Origin of the sequence: Enterobacter sp. MGH85, from assembly GCF_001037655.1 — a bacterium.
Classification (GTDB): Bacteria; Pseudomonadota; Gammaproteobacteria; order Enterobacterales; family Enterobacteriaceae; genus Enterobacter; species Enterobacter intestinihominis.
The window spans coordinates 685,793-700,356 of sequence record NZ_KQ089925.1 but is presented as its reverse complement, the minus strand read 5'-3'; the positions used below and the strand labels follow the sequence as shown (position 1 = coordinate 700,356).

Below are 14,564 nucleotides of genomic sequence, written 5' to 3'. Positions count from 1 at the left end.
TTATCATGACGGATACAACTTCAGCCCCGCGTTATGCGCTGCGCGGGCTACAGCTGATTGGCTGGCGTGACATGCAGCACGCGCTGGATTTTCTGTTTGCGGACGGGCAGATGAAGTCGGGCACGCTGGTGGCCATCAACGCAGAAAAAATGCTGGCGGTTGAAGATAATGTGGAAGTGAAAAGCCTGATTGAAGCCGCGGAGTTTAAATACGCAGACGGTATTAGCGTGGTGCGTTCAATTCGTAAAAAGTTTCCAGACGCTAATGTGTCTCGCGTGGCGGGTGCTGACCTTTGGGAGCGGCTTATGGAGCGCGCAGGCGCTGAAGGCACGCCGGTATTTTTGATCGGTGGCAAGCCAGAGGTGCTGGCGCAAACCGAACAAAAGTTGCGTAACCAGTGGAATGTTAACATAGTGGGCAGCCAGGATGGCTATTTCAGGCCGGAAGATCGCCTGGCGTTATATGAGCGCGTGCGCGACAGCGGGGCGAAAATTGTCACTGTCGCTATGGGGTCGCCGCGCCAGGAAATACTGATGCGCGATTGCCGTCTGGTCAGCCCGGATGCGCTTTATATGGGCGTTGGCGGCACCTACGACGTCTTTACCGGCCACGTTAAGCGTGCGCCCAAAGTCTGGCAAAACCTGGGGCTGGAGTGGCTCTACCGCCTGCTCTCCCAACCGACGCGTATAAAACGACAGATTCGCCTTCTGCGCTACCTCGCCTGGCACTACACCGGGAAAATGTAATCAATATGCAGCGCGATCTGCTGTTCGCGCTGCAACGCCCCCCGCAAAACTGCTGAGTTTATGTGCAATGCATTCATTTTTTTAATGCATTGTTTGCCATTTGCCAGAATTTAAGAAACCATTCGCTCCGTATTTCAGTACCCCTCAAAACAATACCCGGCAACAAGTCGGGAAACAGCAAACACAACCGAGGAATTATGGCAGAGAAAAAACCGGAGCTTCAGCGTGGGCTGGAAGCTCGACATATTGAACTGATCGCGCTGGGCGGGACTATCGGCGTTGGCCTGTTTATGGGCTCGGCAAGCACGCTGAAGTGGGCGGGGCCTTCCGTCCTGCTGGCGTATATTATTGCCGGACTGTTCGTCTTCTTCATCATGCGCTCAATGGGCGAAATGCTGTTTCTGGAGCCGGTGACGGGCTCTTTCGCCGTTTACGCCCACCGGTATATGAGCCCGTTCTTTGGTTATCTCACGGCCTGGTCGTACTGGTTTATGTGGATGGCCGTGGGGATTTCGGAGATCACCGCCATCGGGGTCTACGTGCAGTTCTGGTTCCCGGAGATGGCCCAGTGGATACCCGCGCTTATTGCCGTAGGGCTGGTGGCGCTGGCGAACCTTGCCGCCGTTCGTCTTTACGGCGAAATCGAGTTCTGGTTTGCGATGATCAAAGTCACCACCATCATCGTGATGATTGTCGTTGGCCTTGGGGTCATCTTCTTTGGCTTCGGTAACGGCGGGCACGCTATCGGATTTGGTAACCTGACCGGGCACGGCGGCTTCTTTGCGGGCGGCTGGAAGGGCTTTCTGACGGCGCTCTGTATCGTTGTCGCCTCCTATCAGGGCGTTGAGCTGATCGGCATTACCGCTGGTGAGGCGAAAAACCCGCAGGTCACGCTGCGTAGCGCGGTAGGCAAGGTACTGTGGCGTATCCTGATTTTCTATGTGGGCGCGATCTTCGTTATCGTGACCATTTTCCCATGGAACGAGATCGGCACCACCGGCAGCCCGTTTGTCTTAACCTTCGCTAAGATTGGCATCACGGCGGCAGCCGCCATTATCAACTTTGTGGTGCTGACGGCGGCGCTCTCCGGCTGTAACAGCGGAATGTACAGCTGTGGGCGTATGCTTTACGCGCTCTCGCAAAACAAACAGCTGCCGGCGGTGATGGGTAAAGTCTCCCGCGTGGGTGTACCGGTGGCGGGCGTAGCGGTGTCGATTGTGATTCTGCTGATTGGCTCTTGCCTGAACTACATCATCCCGAATCCGCAGCGCGTGTTTGTTTATGTTTATAGCGCCAGCGTGCTGCCGGGGATGGTACCGTGGTTTGTCATTTTGATTAGCCAGCTGCGTTTCCGACAGGCGCACAAAGAAGCGATCGCCAGCCATCCATTCCGTTCCATTCTGTTCCCGTATGCGAACTATTTGACGATGGCGTTCCTGATTTGCGTATTAATTGGAATGTACTTTAATGAAGATACCCGCATGTCGCTGTTTGTCGGGATGATCTTCCTGGCTGCCGTCACAGCTGCATATAAACTTTTTGGCCTGGGTCGCCGTGGCTCCGCCCATAAAGTGGAGGAATAAGCGGCAAAATGTGCAAACCATAACCAAACGCGCATTTTTTTCAAAAAAGCACTAGACAGCGGGGTCGGAGGTACGTAATATCCAGCCCCGCAACGGCGCTAAGCGCCCGTAGCTCAGCTGGATAGAGCGCTGCCCTCCGGAGGCAGAGGTCTCAGGTTCGAATCCTGTCGGGCGCGCCATTTTAGTCCCGGCGCTAGAGCTGCGGTGGTCTGAGAAGTAGTCAGAACCGCGTGAAAGAATACAGTGGTGGCTATAGCTCAGTTGGTAGAGCCCTGGATTGTGATTCCAGTTGTCGTGGGTTCGAATCCCATTAGCCACCCCATTATTGAAAGAGTTGTGAATTGCGAAGGTGGCGGAATTGGTAGACGCGCTAGCTTCAGGTGTTAGTGTTCTTACGGACGTGGGGGTTCAAGTCCCCCCCCTCGCACCACGACTTTTAATGAGTTGAACTAAAAATTCAAAAAAGCAGTACATCGGCGAGTAGCGCAGCTTGGTAGCGCAACTGGTTTGGGACCAGTGGGTCGGAGGTTCGAATCCTCTCTCGCCGACCAATTTTGAACCCCGCTTCGGCGGGGTTTTTTGTTTTCTGCGCTTTTTCATCCTGTAGCCATTCCCCGACAACACTCTATACCCTTGTCGCGATTCAGCGACATATAAGCTGTTAATAATAAATAATTTATTATTTTCTCTCTTAACCTGTCTCCTGGTGACGACAGATTGCCGCCCTTAGCGCGAGTTTGTATGGCGTAAGGCGTCTCTTAACAACATAATTTCCTTTTATCTTAAAATGTTGCGCGATGTAAAAGTTATGCGTGTAAACCTGGCACATTACATGCAATAATATGCGTGTAGATGCTCATTCCATCTCTTATGTTCGCCCTACGGCCTCATAAACTCAGGAATGACGCAGAGCCGTTTACGGTGCTTATCGTCCACTGACAGATGTCGCTTCGGCCTCATCAAACACCATGGACATAACGTTGAGTGAAGCACCAAATATGTTGTCTTACAGACCTGTTTTAACGCCTGCTTTTATAGCAGGCGTTTTTTTATGGGTACAAAAAAGGAGGCCATCTGGCCTCCTGGATAATTACTGCTGCGTTCCGTTATTGTGTAGCGTAAGCAGAAGCCCATCACGCCGCATGGCTGCGGCCTCTTCCGGCTTGTGCTGCTTGTCCAGCGAATCAGCAAGCCAGGCGTAATCAAATGCGTCCGGGCGTTGCTTCAGTGCAGCGCGGAAGGCGAGACTCGCCTCCTGCCACTCGCCGTGTTTCATCAAAGACTGGCCCAGCGTACTCCACAGCAGCGGACGATCGCCCACGGTTTTGATCTGCTGGCGCAGTGCTTTTTCTATTTGTTCCGGATTGTTGGTTTTCAGACGCGGGATGACCATCACCAGGCGGTCATCATACTGTCGCTTGAGACCGTCGAGAAGGATCTCCTGCGCGGTGTCATGGTCGTCACACTCAATCAGATGTTCTGCCATCGCCACCTGAAGGGGAACCTGCTGGCGCGTTTTGCGGCTCTGGTTTTTCCACCAGGTTTTCAGGCCGTCGCTGCCAAGATCGGCGCGCGCCTGATCCATCAGGCCAATCCAGGCCAGACGCTGAAGTTCATCACGATGTTCATCATCGCCCACGTCGGCTTTCGCCATGGAAGGGATAATGTCCAGCAGCGAACCCCAGGCACCGGTCCGAATGTATGCCTGCTCCGCAAGACGCAGCACTTCCGGATGACGAGGGGTAATTTCCAGCAGACGGTCAACGCCGTGACGTGCGGCATGGTTTTCATTGCGCGCCAGTTGCAGACGAACGCGGGTGATCTCAACCGGAATCGGATCCTTAGTTGAGAGCTCAGACGCGCGTTCGAGATGCTGATTGGCGCGGGCCTCATCGCCTCGCTGTTGCGCCGCCTCAGCGGCCAGCAGATAGTTAACAACCGGCTGTTCTGCATGGTCGGCATTTTTCGACATCAGCTTTTCAACCTGCTGATAGTCGCCTTCGGCCAGCTTCAGCAACGCTTGCTCGGTCTGCTTACGGGCGCGACGGCGCTTACGGCCAACGAACCAGCCGCGCGTGTGAACCCCGGTACGGAAAATCCGACGCAGGATCCATTCCACTGCCAGCAGGACGACCACACCCAGGATCAGGATGATCACCAGCCCTGTCACGCTGGTTTCGACGTTGTAGTTATCGGTCTGGATCAATACGTAACCCTGGTGACCCGCGAGCATCGGTCCCAGTACAATCCCGGCGATCAGCAGGATGAAGAGTAAGAAGACTTTTAGCATCATCACTCTCCTTGCGGCGCGCTTTCAGGCGCTGGCGCGGCGGCAGGTGCTTCAGCCGGGCGCTCTGCCGGAACGCCCGGCTGGGCCAGCAGGTTACGCACGCGCGTCTGCATGATCTTCTCCAGAATCGGCTGGCTTTCCAGCTTGTCCGGCACGTTCATGGTGATGTTTTGCTGGCTCAGCTTGTCGATATCCTCCAGGAACGCGGTCGTGGTTGCGTCATTGGTATCGTAGTAAGCACGTACCCAGGTTGAAACGTTATCCAGCGCCTGTTTGTAGGTCTCTTCCTGGTGACGTGGTACGGCCTGGGCAGCCACCAGCAGGCGGGAGCGAATGTTTTCGCGCAGATAGACATCCTGGTTCGGTGCCAGCAGCGGCACGGCAGTTTCATCGCGGCGGCGAATGGTAATAAAGCTGTCCATAAAGTTCTGCCAGCTCTTTTGCAGGTTGATACGCCATTCGCTCAGGGAGCTGGACAGCTCGGTGCCGTCAGAATCCATCGGGGAGTCATCGTCGTTGTTATCGGCCAGCTGAAGGTTATCAATCTGGTTGGAGAGCTGATTTACCTTAAGGATGATACCGTCGTAGTCGACCTGAGAAACCGCAGACAGGCTGGCGATATCTTCCGTAATAGCGCGGCGTGCGTTGATGAGGCTCGGATCGTTCATATCGGCCAGGCTTGCGTCGGCGCTTTTCAGCAGCGCGGCGGCGGTGGTGACATCCTGATCGCTCCAGAGCTTGCGCCCGGCCAGCTTCACCAGAAAATCGGCCTGTGAGAGCAGCCAGGTTTTGGCATCGGTTCCCGAAATCGTGGCGACTTTCTCCTGCACTTCGCTCAGCTGTTTGGTCAACTCTTCACGTTTGCTGTTCGCGTCGGCGAGGGCGGCAGCCTGCTGTTTGATCACGCCTTCCAGCTCAGCTTTTTGCGTCTCCTGCGCTTTCTGTAGGGCGGTGATTTGGTTAACCAGCGCGTCGCTGGTGGCCGTCTGGTTGGTGCCTTGTTTCTTCACCAGTCCGTAGAGACCCACGCCTGCGGCCAGCGCAATCGCGATGGCAATCACGCTCAGCGTGAGGCTGGTTTTATTGCTGCCGTTTTTCTTCTCAACGGTTTTGTCTGTCGTCTCTGGCTGTGACGTGGTGTCCACAGTCTCCCTGGTCTCTTCAACCACGGCGGAGGATTTTTCGTGTTCCGTCATTATGGCTTCCCATTTGAGAGTTATTGTAATGCGCGCAGCAGCGCATCGTTGTCGGCGTTATCAGCGATCCGAATATCCTGCCAGCCCAGTTCCCGGGCGTGGTTCGCCAGACGCTCGCTGACGACCAGAAGCCGACAGCGGAGTAACCAGTTTTCGCGATACCAAAGCGGAATCAGCGACCAAAGCTGTTGTAACATTTCACCGCTGGTAACCACCAGCGTATTAATGCCGCGCGCATGCCAGCGCATGGCTTCTTCCGCGCCATCATAGTGTTTTGCACAGCGCTGATAGCACTCCACAAACGTCACGTCTGCGCCGCGTTCGCGCAGCGTCTCGCCCAGCAGTTCGCGGCCACCGTTGCCGCGCAAAATGAGCGCACGCTTTCCGGCAATAGTTTGTAATTCAGGTAATTGTAGCAAGACTTCGCTGATTTCCCGATCTAACGGGTAACGAACATCGATTCCGCTCGCGGTATGTAAGGCCAGCGCCGTGGTGCGCCCGATGGCGAAATAGCGGGGTGCGTGGGGCCAGTTAACGCCCTGCTGTTGCAGCTGCGCATGGGCAAATTCCACGGCATGCTGCGATAGCGCAAAGAGCAGATCACCTTCCTGCAAGGCACGCATCTGGTCAGCGAGCGTAGGCAGCTCGTGACCGGGGGAGAATTCAATCAACGGAAAACTCCAGGCCACCTGCCCCAGTGCGCGCAGACGGCTCACTAACTGCTCTCCTGCGGGAGAAGGGCGGGTGACAAGTATGCTCATGCAGGGGGCTCTCCGTTATAGACCTCAGCCAGAATTTCACGCGCGCCGTTATTCAGCAGCTCTTCCGCCAGCGATACGCCAAGCGCCTCGGCATCCTGCGGCTTGCCGCGACGTTCACCGCGAACCATCTGCGAGCCGTCCGGCGCGCCAACCAACGCACGCAGCCACAGCTCACCGTCAGTTAATTCAGCATAGCTGCCAATTGGCACCTGACAGCCTCCTTCGAGGCGAGTGTTCATCGCGCGCTCGGCTTTTACGCGAACGGCGGTATCGTCATGATTCAGCGGCGCGAGCAGTGCCTGAGTACGCGCATCATCCAGACGACACTCAATGCCGACGGCACCCTGGCCGACGGCGGGCAGCGACAGCTCCGGCGGCAACGCCACGCGAATACGTTCTTCCAGCCCCAGGCGTTTCAGGCCCGCAACCGCAAGAATAATGGCATCGTAGTCGCCGTTATCCAGCTTGCCAAGGCGTGTGCCGACGTTCCCGCGCAGCGAGCGAATCACCAGATCCGGGCGACGTTCAGCCAGCTGACACTGGCGGCGTAAACTTGACGTGCCGACCACGCTGCCTGCCGGCAACGCATCAAGCGAGTCATAGCGATTAGAGACAAACGCATCGCGCGGATCCTCGCGCTCGCAGATGGTCACCAGCCCCAGCCCTTCCGGGAACTCAACGGGCACATCCTTCATCGAATGCACGGCGATATCGGCGCGGTTCTCAAGCAATGCCAGTTCCAGCTCTTTGACAAACAGACCCTTTCCGCCCACTTTGGCCAGCGGCGTATCAAGAATGACATCGCCACGCGTGACCATTGGCACCAGCTCAACGCGTAATCCGGTGTGGCAGGCTTCCAGGCGCTGCTTAACATAATGTGCCTGCCAGAGCGCAAGAGGACTTTGGCGTGTGGCAATTCTCAAAACATTGTCTAACATGCTTGTTACCGTCATTATCAATCGCTAACCATCCTAACATTGTTGACACTCGGATGGCAGTTTTACGGTTGATGAAGAGTGAGAGGGACAGGGCGGCGTTCGCTTCAGCCACCGCCGTATTCAGGAATTTACACGTACAGAACGGTGCTACACTTGTATGTAGCGCATCTTTCTTTACGGTCAACCGGCAAGGTGTTAAATTGATCACGTTTTAGACCATTTTTTCGTCTGTACCACCAGAAAAGAACAAGGCGAAAAAGGGTAACGGTTATTTTTTGAAATACTGCGGGTCCGCTGCTTGTTCTGTTTTGACTGGCGTGCGACACCCGGAAACATCAGGCGATACGTCTTGTACCTCTATATTGAGACTCTGAAACAGAGACTGGATGCCATCAATCAATTGCGTGTGGATCGCGCGCTTGCTGCCATGGGCCCTGCTTTCCAGCAGGTATACAGTCTACTGCCGACATTGTTGCACTATCACCATCCGCTAATGCCGGGTTACCTCGATGGTAACGTTCCCCAGGGCATTTGCCTCTTCACGCCTGATGAAACCCAACAGCACTATCTGACTGAACTTGAGCTTTACCGTGGTATGCCGCCGCAGGTTTCGCCGAAAGGCGAGCTGCCGATTACCGGGGTTTACTCCATGGGCAGCACGTCATCGGTTGGGCAAAGTTGTTCTTCTGACCTGGATATCTGGGTCTGCCATCAGTCCTGGCTCGACAATGAAGAGCGCCAGCTGTTGCAGCGTAAATGCAGTCTGCTGGAGAGCTGGGCGGCGTCGCTCGGCGTGGAAGTGAGCTTCTTCCTGATTGATGAAAACCGTTTCCGCCATAACGAAAGCGGCAGTCTGGGTGGTGAAGACTGCGGCTCGACTCAGCACATTCTGTTGCTGGATGAGTTTTACCGTACTGCGGTTCGCCTGGCCGGAAAACGTATTCTGTGGAATATGGTGCCGTGCGATGAAGAAGAGAATTATGACGACTACGTCATGTCGCTTTACTCGCAGGGCGTACTGACGCCAAACGAGTGGCTGGATCTGGGCGGTCTGAGCTCCCTGTCCGCCGAAGAGTACTTTGGTGCAAGCCTCTGGCAGCTCTATAAGAGCATTGATTCACCGTACAAAGCGGTGCTGAAAACCCTGCTGCTGGAAGCCTACTCCTGGGAATACCCCACCCCGCGTCTGCTGGCGAAAGATATTAAGCAGCGTCTGCACGACGGGGAGATCGTCTCCTACGGGCTTGATGCCTACTGCATGATGCTGGAACGCGTCACCGAATACCTGACGGCCATTGATGACGCCACGCGTCTTGACCTGGTGCGTCGATGTTTCTATCTCAAAGTCTGTGAAAAACTGAGCCGCGAGCGCGCCTGCGTTGGCTGGCGCCGCGAAGTGGTCAGCCAGTTAGTCAAAGAGTGGGGATGGGACGAAGCGCGTCTCGCCATGCTCGACAACCGCGCCAACTGGAAAATCGATCAGGTGCGCGAGGCGCACAACGAGCTGCTTGATGCGATGATGCAGAGCTACCGCAACCTGATCCGCTTTGCCCGCCGTAACAACCTTAGCGTTTCTGCCAGCCCACAGGATATCGGGGTGCTGACCCGTAAACTGTACGCCGCGTTTGAAGCGTTGCCGGGCAAGGTAACGCTGGTGAACCCACAGATTTCGCCTGACCTGTCTGAACCGAATCTGACCTTTATCTACGTGCCGCCGGGCCGCGCAAACCGCACCGGGTGGTATCTGTACAACCGTGCGCCAAGCATGGATTCGATCATCAGCCATCAGCCGCTGGAGTATAACCGCTACCTTAACAAGCTGGTGGCCTGGGCCTGGTTTAACGGCCTTCTCACCTCACGCACCCGGTTGTTTATCAAGGGCAACGAGGTGGTCGATTTAGCCAAATTGCAGGAGATGGTGGCGGATGTCTCGCACCACTTCCCACTGCGTCTGCCTGCGCCGACGCCAAAAGCGCTCTACAGCCCGTGTGAGATTCGCCATCTGGCGATCATCGTCAACCTGGAATACGACCCGACGGCGGCCTTCCGCAATCAGGTGGTTCACTTTGACTTCCGTAAGCTGGACGTCTTTAGCTTCGGTGAGCAGCAAAACTGCCTGGTGGGCAGCGTGGATCTGCTGTACCGCAATTCGTGGAACGAAGTGCGTACCCTGCACTTTAACGGCGAGCAGGCGATGATCGAGGCGCTGAAAACGATCCTCGGCAAGATGCACCAGGACGCCGCGCCGCCGGACAGCGTGGAGGTGTTCTGCTACAGCCAGCACCTTCGCGGCCTGATTCGTACCCGCGTGCAGCAGCTGGTGTCTGAGTGCATCGAATTGCGTCTTTCCAGCACCCGGAATGAAACCGGACGCTTTAAAGCGCTGCGCGTCTCCGGCCAGACCTGGGGGCTGTTCTTTGAGCGCCTGAACGTGTCGGTGCAGAAGCTGGAGAACGCCATTGAATTCTACGGCGCGATTTCACACAACAAACTGCATGGCCTGTCGGTTCAGGTGGAAACCAACCACGTTAAGCTGCCGCAGGTGGTGGATGGCTTTGCGAGTGAAGGGATTATTCAGTTCTTCTTCGAGGAGTCGGGCGATAACGCCGGGTTTAATATCTACATTCTGGATGAAACCAACCGTGCCGAGGTGTATCACCACTGTGAAGGCAGCAAAGAGGAGCTGGTGCGCGACGTCAGCCGGTTCTATTCATCCTCGCACGATCGCTTTACCTACGGCTCAAGTTTTATCAACTTCAACCTGCCGCAGTTCTACCAGATTGTGAATGTGGATGGACGAGCGCAGGTGATCCCGTTCCGTACGCAGGCGATTACCCCTGCGGTGCCCGCTAACCAGGAAACTGCGCCGCTGTTGCAGCAGTATTTCTCCTGACCCTTTTCGCCGGGTGGCGCTAACGCTTACCCGGCCTACGGTCCGAGCTGCTGTTGCCGGGTGGCGCTAACGCTTACCCGGCCTACGGTCCGAGCTGCTGTTGCCGGTTGGCGCTCACGCTTACCCGGCCTACGGTCCGAGCTGCTGTTGCCGGGTGGCGCTCACGCTTACCCGGCCTACGGTCCGAGCTGCTGTTGCGGTTGGCGCTCACGCTTACCCGGACTATGGTTCGAGCCGTTGTAGGCCCGCTAAGGCGTAGCCGCCACCGGGCAACAAAACTACCTGAAACTCACGTCCTCGCCCGCCTGCGCGGTCGCCGCCTGCTCCAGCAGATCCCAGAACGTTTCGCCGCTGCGGTCGCAGATCCACTCGTCACCTTTTAGATCAAAGTGATAACCGCCCTGTTTCGCCGCCAGCCACACCTGGTGAAGCGGCTCCTGACGGTTAATAATAATCTTGCTGCCGTTTTCGAAGCTTAAGGTCAGGATCCCGCCGTTGATTTCACAATCGATATCGCTGTCGCCGTCCCACTCGTCGATACGCTCTTCGATGGTCATCCACAGGGTATCGGCAAGGCGATGAAATTCACTGTCGTTCATGGTTTTATTCCCGTTTTTCGTGATGGCGGCAGTATAACGCTAAATAATTCCCGTTGCAGGAAAGCGGCAAACTCTTGCTTTTGTGTCTTCTCCTGCGATGATAGAAACAGATTTGAACTTACGGGCAACCTCTACATGAAAAACGTCTTCCGAACGCTTGTCGTTCTTGTCACTCTGTTTAGCCTGACCGGCTGTGGACTGAAGGGACCACTGTACTTCCCGCCAGAGGATAAAAACGCACCACCGCCGACAAAACCAGTGCAAAGTGGTATCGAGTCATCTACGCCGGATACCAACGATCGCGGCAATAACGGCGGCCCGACTCAGGTCAATCTCTGACGATTACGTTCTGTACCCGCGCAATGGAGCAAATGATGCAGTTCTCTAAAATGCATGGCCTTGGCAACGACTTTATGGTCGTCGACGCGGTAACGCAGAATGTCTTTTTCTCCCCGGAACTGATCCGTCGTCTGGCGGATCGGCACGTGGGCGTGGGGTTTGACCAGCTGCTGGTGGTGGAGCCGCCTTACGATCCTGACCTGGACTTCCACTATCGCATTTTTAACGCCGACGGCAGCGAAGTTTCTCAGTGCGGCAATGGCGCACGCTGTTTTGCCCGCTTTGTTCGGCTGAAAGGGCTGACCAACAAGCGCGATATCCGCGTCAGCACCGCCAACGGCCGGATGGTGCTCAGCGTCACCGACGAGGAACTGGTGCGCGTGAACATGGGCGAGCCGAACTTCGAACCCGCTGCCGTGCCGTTTCGCGCCAACAAAGCGGAAAAGACCTATATTATGCGTGCCGCCGAGCAGACAGTATTGTGCGGCGTCGTCTCGATGGGTAACCCGCACTGCGTGATTCAGGTGGATGATGTGCAAACCGCGGCGGTTGAAACGCTCGGCCCGGTGCTGGAAAGCCACGAGCGCTTCCCGGAGCGGGCGAACATCGGTTTCATGCAGGTGGTGAAGCGTGAACACATTCGCCTGCGGGTTTACGAGCGCGGCGCGGGCGAAACCCAGGCCTGCGGAAGCGGTGCCTGTGCGGCGGTGGCCGTCGGTATCTCGCAGGGGTTACTGGCGGAAGAGGTTCGCGTGGAATTACCGGGCGGGCGTCTTGATATCGCCTGGAAAGGAGCGGGTCATCCACTGTACATGACTGGCCCGGCGACACATGTTTATGACGGGTTTATCCATCTATGAAGCAACCAGGGGAAGAACTGCGGGAACCTGTAACGGAGCTGGATGACAGCGCTGTTGTGGATTACCTGCTGCACAATCCTGAGTTTTTTATCCGCAATGCACGCGTCGTCGAAAGGATGCGCGTACCGCATCCGGTTCGCGAGACCGTGTCGCTGGTTGAATGGCACATGGCGCGCTCGCGCAACCACATCAATCAGCTCGAAGAGAACATGACGCTGCTGATGGAGCAGGCCAGCACTAACGAAAGCCTGTTCTATCGCCTTCTGCACCTTCAGGCGCGTCTGGCTTCCGCGCACAGTCTCGAAGAGTTCCTCAACCGCTTCCACCGCTGGGCGCGCGAGCTGGGGCTGGCAGGCGCGACGATCCGTCTCTTCCCTGACCGCTGGCGCATTGGCGCGCCGTCCGGGTTTACCCATCTGGCGCTGAGCCGTCAGGCGTTTGAGCCGCTGCGCATTCAGCGTCTGGGCCATGAGCACCACTATCTGGGGCCGCTTAACGGGCCAGAACTGCTGGTGGTGCTACCGGAAGCCAAAGCTATCGGCTCGGTGGCGATGTCGCTGATGGGGCGCGATGGTGACTTGGGTGTGATGTTATTTACCAGCCGCGACGCGCATCATTATGAACAGGGGCAGGGCACGCAACTGTTGCAGGAGATCGCCCTGATGCTGCCTGAGCTGCTGGAGCGCTGGATTGAGCGCGTATGACGGACGGACTGCTCGCCACTGACGTTACCCGTTTTCTGCGCTATCTTGGCGTAGAACGCCAGCTTAGCCCTATTACGCTGCTCAACTATCAGCGTCAGCTTGATGCCATCATGCAGATTGCCGATGAAATCGGTCTTAAAAGCTGGCAACAATGTGACGCCGCCACGGTTCGCGGCTTCGTTGTGCGTAGCCGTAAAAAAAACTTAAGCCCGGCGAGCCTGGCGCTCCGGCTCTCTGCCCTGCGCAGTTTCTTCGACTGGCTGGTCAGCCAGGGCGGTCTGAAAGCCAACCCGGCAAAAGGGATCGCCACGCCAAAGGCCCCGCGTCATCTGCCGAAAAATATCGACGTCGACGACGTAAACCGCCTGCTGGATATCGATCTTAACGATCCGCTGGCCGTGCGCGACCGCGCGATGCTGGAGGTGATGTACGGCGCGGGCCTGCGTCTCTCTGAGCTGGTGAACCTCGACTTAAAGCACCTCGATCTGGAATCCGGCGAAGTGTGGGTGATGGGCAAAGGCAGCAAAGAGCGCCGCCTGCCGATTGGCCGCAACGCGGTCTCCTGGATTGAGCACTGGCTGGACCTGCGCGGGCTGTTTGGCGCCGACGAAGATGCGCTGTTCCTGTCGAAACTAGGCAAGCGGATCTCGGCGCGTAACGTGCAGAAGCGCTTTGCGGAGTGGGGCATTAAGCAGGGGCTGAACAGCCACGTTCACCCCCACAAGCTGCGCCACTCCTTTGCGACGCACATGCTGGAATCAAGCGGCGACCTGCGCGGGGTACAGGAGCTGCTTGGTCACGCGAATCTGTCGACCACCCAAATCTATACCCACTTAGACTTCCAACACCTTGCCTCGGTGTATGACGCGGCGCATCCACGCGCCAAACGGGGGAAATAATGCGTTTTTACCGCCCACTCGGTCAGATCTCAGCCCTGACGTTTGATCTTGATGACACCCTTTACGACAACCGCCCAGTGATCCTGCGTACCGAGCAGGAGTCGCTGGCGTTTGTGCAAAACTATCATCCTGCGCTGAAAGCGATCCAGAACAAAGAGTTCCAGAAGCTGCGTCAGTCCCTGCGGGAAACCGAGCCGGAAATTTATCATGACGTGACCGAATGGCGCCGCCGTGCGGTTGAGCAGGCGATGCTCAATGCCGGCCTGAGCGCGCAGGACGCGGCCATGGGTGCTGAAGCGGCCATGGAAAACTTCGCCAAATGGCGCAGCCGAATCGACGTGCCGCAGGAGACCCACGACACGCTGGCGAAGCTCGCCGAAAAGTGGCCGCTGGTCGCCATTACCAACGGCAACGCTCAGCCTGAACTGTTTGGTCTGGGGAACTATTTTCAGTTCGTGCTGCGCGCGGGCCCGCACGGACGCTCGAAGCCGTTCAACGATATGTATCATCTGGCGGCGGAAAAACTGGATTTGCCGCTCGGTGAGATCCTGCACGTGGGCGACGACCTGACCACGGACGTCGCCGGGGCGATCCGCTGCGGCATGCAGGCCTGCTGGATCAAGCCGGAAAATGCCGATCTGATGACTACCCCGGATAGCCGTCTTCTGCCGCACGTGGAAATTTCACGGTTGGCATCCCTCACGACGCTGATATAATCATCAATTGTTCTGTATAAATTAACAGGGTTTTGGCGAA

The 14,564-nt window shown here is 56.6% G+C and carries 13 protein-coding genes and 4 tRNA genes; 12 read left to right on the top strand and 5 right to left on the bottom strand.

Features of this window, described 5'->3' with window-relative positions; genetic code table 11:
* Positions 1 to 5: 5 nt before the first annotated feature.
* From wecG to SK51_RS03215, 6 genes are all read left to right on the top strand, one after another.
* Positions 6 to 746: a lipopolysaccharide N-acetylmannosaminouronosyltransferase gene (gene wecG, locus SK51_RS03240; protein WP_023305224.1), complete on the top strand. Its 741-nt coding sequence runs from the start codon at positions 6 to 8 to the stop codon at positions 744 to 746.
* 197 nt (positions 747 to 943) lie between these two features.
* On the top strand, positions 944 to 2,329 hold the full coding sequence (gene thrP, locus SK51_RS03235) for a bifunctional threonine/serine APC transporter ThrP (protein WP_023305225.1): 1,386 nt from the start codon (positions 944 to 946) through the stop codon (positions 2,327 to 2,329).
* Positions 2,330 to 2,431: 102 nt separating this feature from the next.
* A tRNA-Arg gene (locus tag SK51_RS03230) sits at positions 2,432 to 2,508 on the top strand.
* A 67-nt stretch (positions 2,509 to 2,575) separates the two neighbouring features.
* A tRNA-His gene (locus SK51_RS03225) sits at positions 2,576 to 2,651 on the top strand.
* A 21-nt stretch (positions 2,652 to 2,672) separates the two neighbouring features.
* Positions 2,673 to 2,759: transfer RNA gene (locus tag SK51_RS03220), tRNA-Leu, on the top strand.
* A gap of 44 nt (positions 2,760 to 2,803) precedes the next feature.
* Positions 2,804 to 2,880, top strand: a tRNA-Pro gene (locus tag SK51_RS03215).
* Between the two features lie 539 nt (positions 2,881 to 3,419).
* Here SK51_RS03215 and hemY read toward each other — a convergent pair.
* From hemY to hemC, 4 genes are read right to left on the bottom strand one after another with little or no spacing between them, the layout of a single operon-like run.
* A complete protein-coding gene (gene hemY / locus SK51_RS03210) occupies positions 3,420 to 4,619 on the bottom strand; it encodes a protoheme IX biogenesis protein HemY (protein ID WP_032622057.1) in 1,200 nt (399 codons plus the stop codon).
* 2 nt (positions 4,620 to 4,621) lie between these two features.
* On the bottom strand, positions 4,622 to 5,815 hold the full coding sequence (gene hemX / locus SK51_RS03205) for a uroporphyrinogen-III C-methyltransferase (protein WP_022646657.1): 1,194 nt from the start codon (positions 5,813 to 5,815) through the stop codon (positions 4,622 to 4,624).
* Between the two features lie 20 nt (positions 5,816 to 5,835).
* Positions 5,836 to 6,576 carry a uroporphyrinogen-III synthase gene (gene hemD / locus SK51_RS03200; protein WP_023305226.1) on the bottom strand — a complete coding sequence of 247 codons (741 nt, stop codon included), beginning with the start codon at positions 6,574 to 6,576 and terminating at the stop codon, positions 5,836 to 5,838.
* Positions 6,573 to 7,514 (bottom strand): hydroxymethylbilane synthase, encoded by a 942-nt coding sequence (gene hemC / locus SK51_RS03195; RefSeq protein WP_023305227.1) that lies wholly within the window; start codon positions 7,512 to 7,514, stop codon positions 6,573 to 6,575. The genes hemD and hemC overlap by 4 nt, the downstream gene beginning before the upstream one ends.
* 349 nt (positions 7,515 to 7,863) lie before the next feature.
* Here hemC and cyaA point away from each other — a divergent pair, with 349 nt between their 5' ends.
* The gene (cyaA, locus tag SK51_RS03190) at positions 7,864 to 10,407 is read left to right on the top strand and encodes a class I adenylate cyclase (RefSeq protein WP_022646660.1); all 2,544 of its coding nucleotides are present in this window, start codon (positions 7,864 to 7,866) and stop codon (positions 10,405 to 10,407) included.
* A gap of 278 nt (positions 10,408 to 10,685) precedes the next feature.
* On the opposite strand, the gene cyaY is transcribed toward cyaA, so the two are convergent.
* Entirely contained in the window at positions 10,686 to 11,006 is a 321-nt protein-coding gene (gene cyaY, locus SK51_RS03185; protein WP_023305228.1) for an iron donor protein CyaY, read from the bottom strand.
* Between the two features lie 135 nt (positions 11,007 to 11,141).
* Between cyaY and lptM the strand changes: the two genes are divergently transcribed.
* The 5 genes from lptM to yigB are packed head-to-tail and all read left to right on the top strand — an operon-like array spanning position 11,142 to position 14,524.
* Positions 11,142 to 11,345, top strand: a complete 204-nt coding sequence (gene lptM, locus SK51_RS03180; RefSeq protein ID WP_003860815.1) for an LPS translocon maturation chaperone LptM — start codon at positions 11,142 to 11,144, stop codon at positions 11,343 to 11,345.
* A gap of 35 nt (positions 11,346 to 11,380) precedes the next feature.
* Positions 11,381 to 12,205, top strand: a complete 825-nt coding sequence (gene dapF / locus SK51_RS03175) for a diaminopimelate epimerase (RefSeq protein ID WP_023305229.1) — start codon at positions 11,381 to 11,383, stop codon at positions 12,203 to 12,205.
* The gene (locus tag SK51_RS03170; protein WP_022646662.1) at positions 12,202 to 12,909 is read left to right on the top strand and encodes a DUF484 domain-containing protein; all 708 of its coding nucleotides are present in this window, start codon (positions 12,202 to 12,204) and stop codon (positions 12,907 to 12,909) included. The genes dapF and SK51_RS03170 overlap by 4 nt, the downstream gene beginning before the upstream one ends.
* On the top strand, positions 12,906 to 13,808 hold the full coding sequence (gene xerC, locus SK51_RS03165; protein ID WP_022650173.1) for a tyrosine recombinase XerC: 903 nt from the start codon (positions 12,906 to 12,908) through the stop codon (positions 13,806 to 13,808). Before SK51_RS03170 ends, xerC begins: the two co-directional genes overlap by 4 nt.
* A complete protein-coding gene (gene yigB / locus SK51_RS03160) occupies positions 13,808 to 14,524 on the top strand; it encodes a 5-amino-6-(5-phospho-D-ribitylamino)uracil phosphatase YigB (RefSeq protein ID WP_022646664.1) in 717 nt (238 codons plus the stop codon). The genes xerC and yigB overlap by 1 nt, the downstream gene beginning before the upstream one ends.
* The last annotated feature ends 40 nt before the right edge of the window (positions 14,525 to 14,564 follow it).

What these genes read in the sequence shown, in the direction of transcription:
- SK51_RS03170 (WP_022646662.1), top strand. Translation starts at nt 12,202, where the DNA reads ATGAAGCAACCAGGGGAAGAACTGCGGGAACCTGTAACGGAGCTGGAT.
- thrP (WP_023305225.1), top strand. Translation starts at nt 944, where the DNA reads ATGGCAGAGAAAAAACCGGAGCTTCAGCGTGGGCTGGAAGCTCGACAT.
- hemX (WP_022646657.1), bottom strand. Translation starts at nt 5,815, where the DNA reads ATGACGGAACACGAAAAATCCTCCGCCGTGGTTGAAGAGACCAGGGAG.
- xerC (WP_022650173.1), top strand. Translation starts at nt 12,906, where the DNA reads ATGACGGACGGACTGCTCGCCACTGACGTTACCCGTTTTCTGCGCTAT.
- dapF (WP_023305229.1), top strand. Translation starts at nt 11,381, where the DNA reads ATGCAGTTCTCTAAAATGCATGGCCTTGGCAACGACTTTATGGTCGTC.
- yigB (WP_022646664.1), top strand. Translation starts at nt 13,808, where the DNA reads ATGCGTTTTTACCGCCCACTCGGTCAGATCTCAGCCCTGACGTTTGAT.
- cyaY (WP_023305228.1), bottom strand. Translation starts at nt 11,006, where the DNA reads ATGAACGACAGTGAATTTCATCGCCTTGCCGATACCCTGTGGATGACC.
- hemD (WP_023305226.1), bottom strand. Translation starts at nt 6,576, where the DNA reads ATGAGCATACTTGTCACCCGCCCTTCTCCCGCAGGAGAGCAGTTAGTG.
- hemY (WP_032622057.1), bottom strand. Translation starts at nt 4,619, where the DNA reads ATGCTAAAAGTCTTCTTACTCTTCATCCTGCTGATCGCCGGGATTGTA.
- wecG (WP_023305224.1), top strand. Translation starts at nt 6, where the DNA reads ATGACGGATACAACTTCAGCCCCGCGTTATGCGCTGCGCGGGCTACAG.
- hemC (WP_023305227.1), bottom strand. Translation starts at nt 7,514, where the DNA reads ATGTTAGACAATGTTTTGAGAATTGCCACACGCCAAAGTCCTCTTGCG.
- lptM (WP_003860815.1), top strand. Translation starts at nt 11,142, where the DNA reads ATGAAAAACGTCTTCCGAACGCTTGTCGTTCTTGTCACTCTGTTTAGC.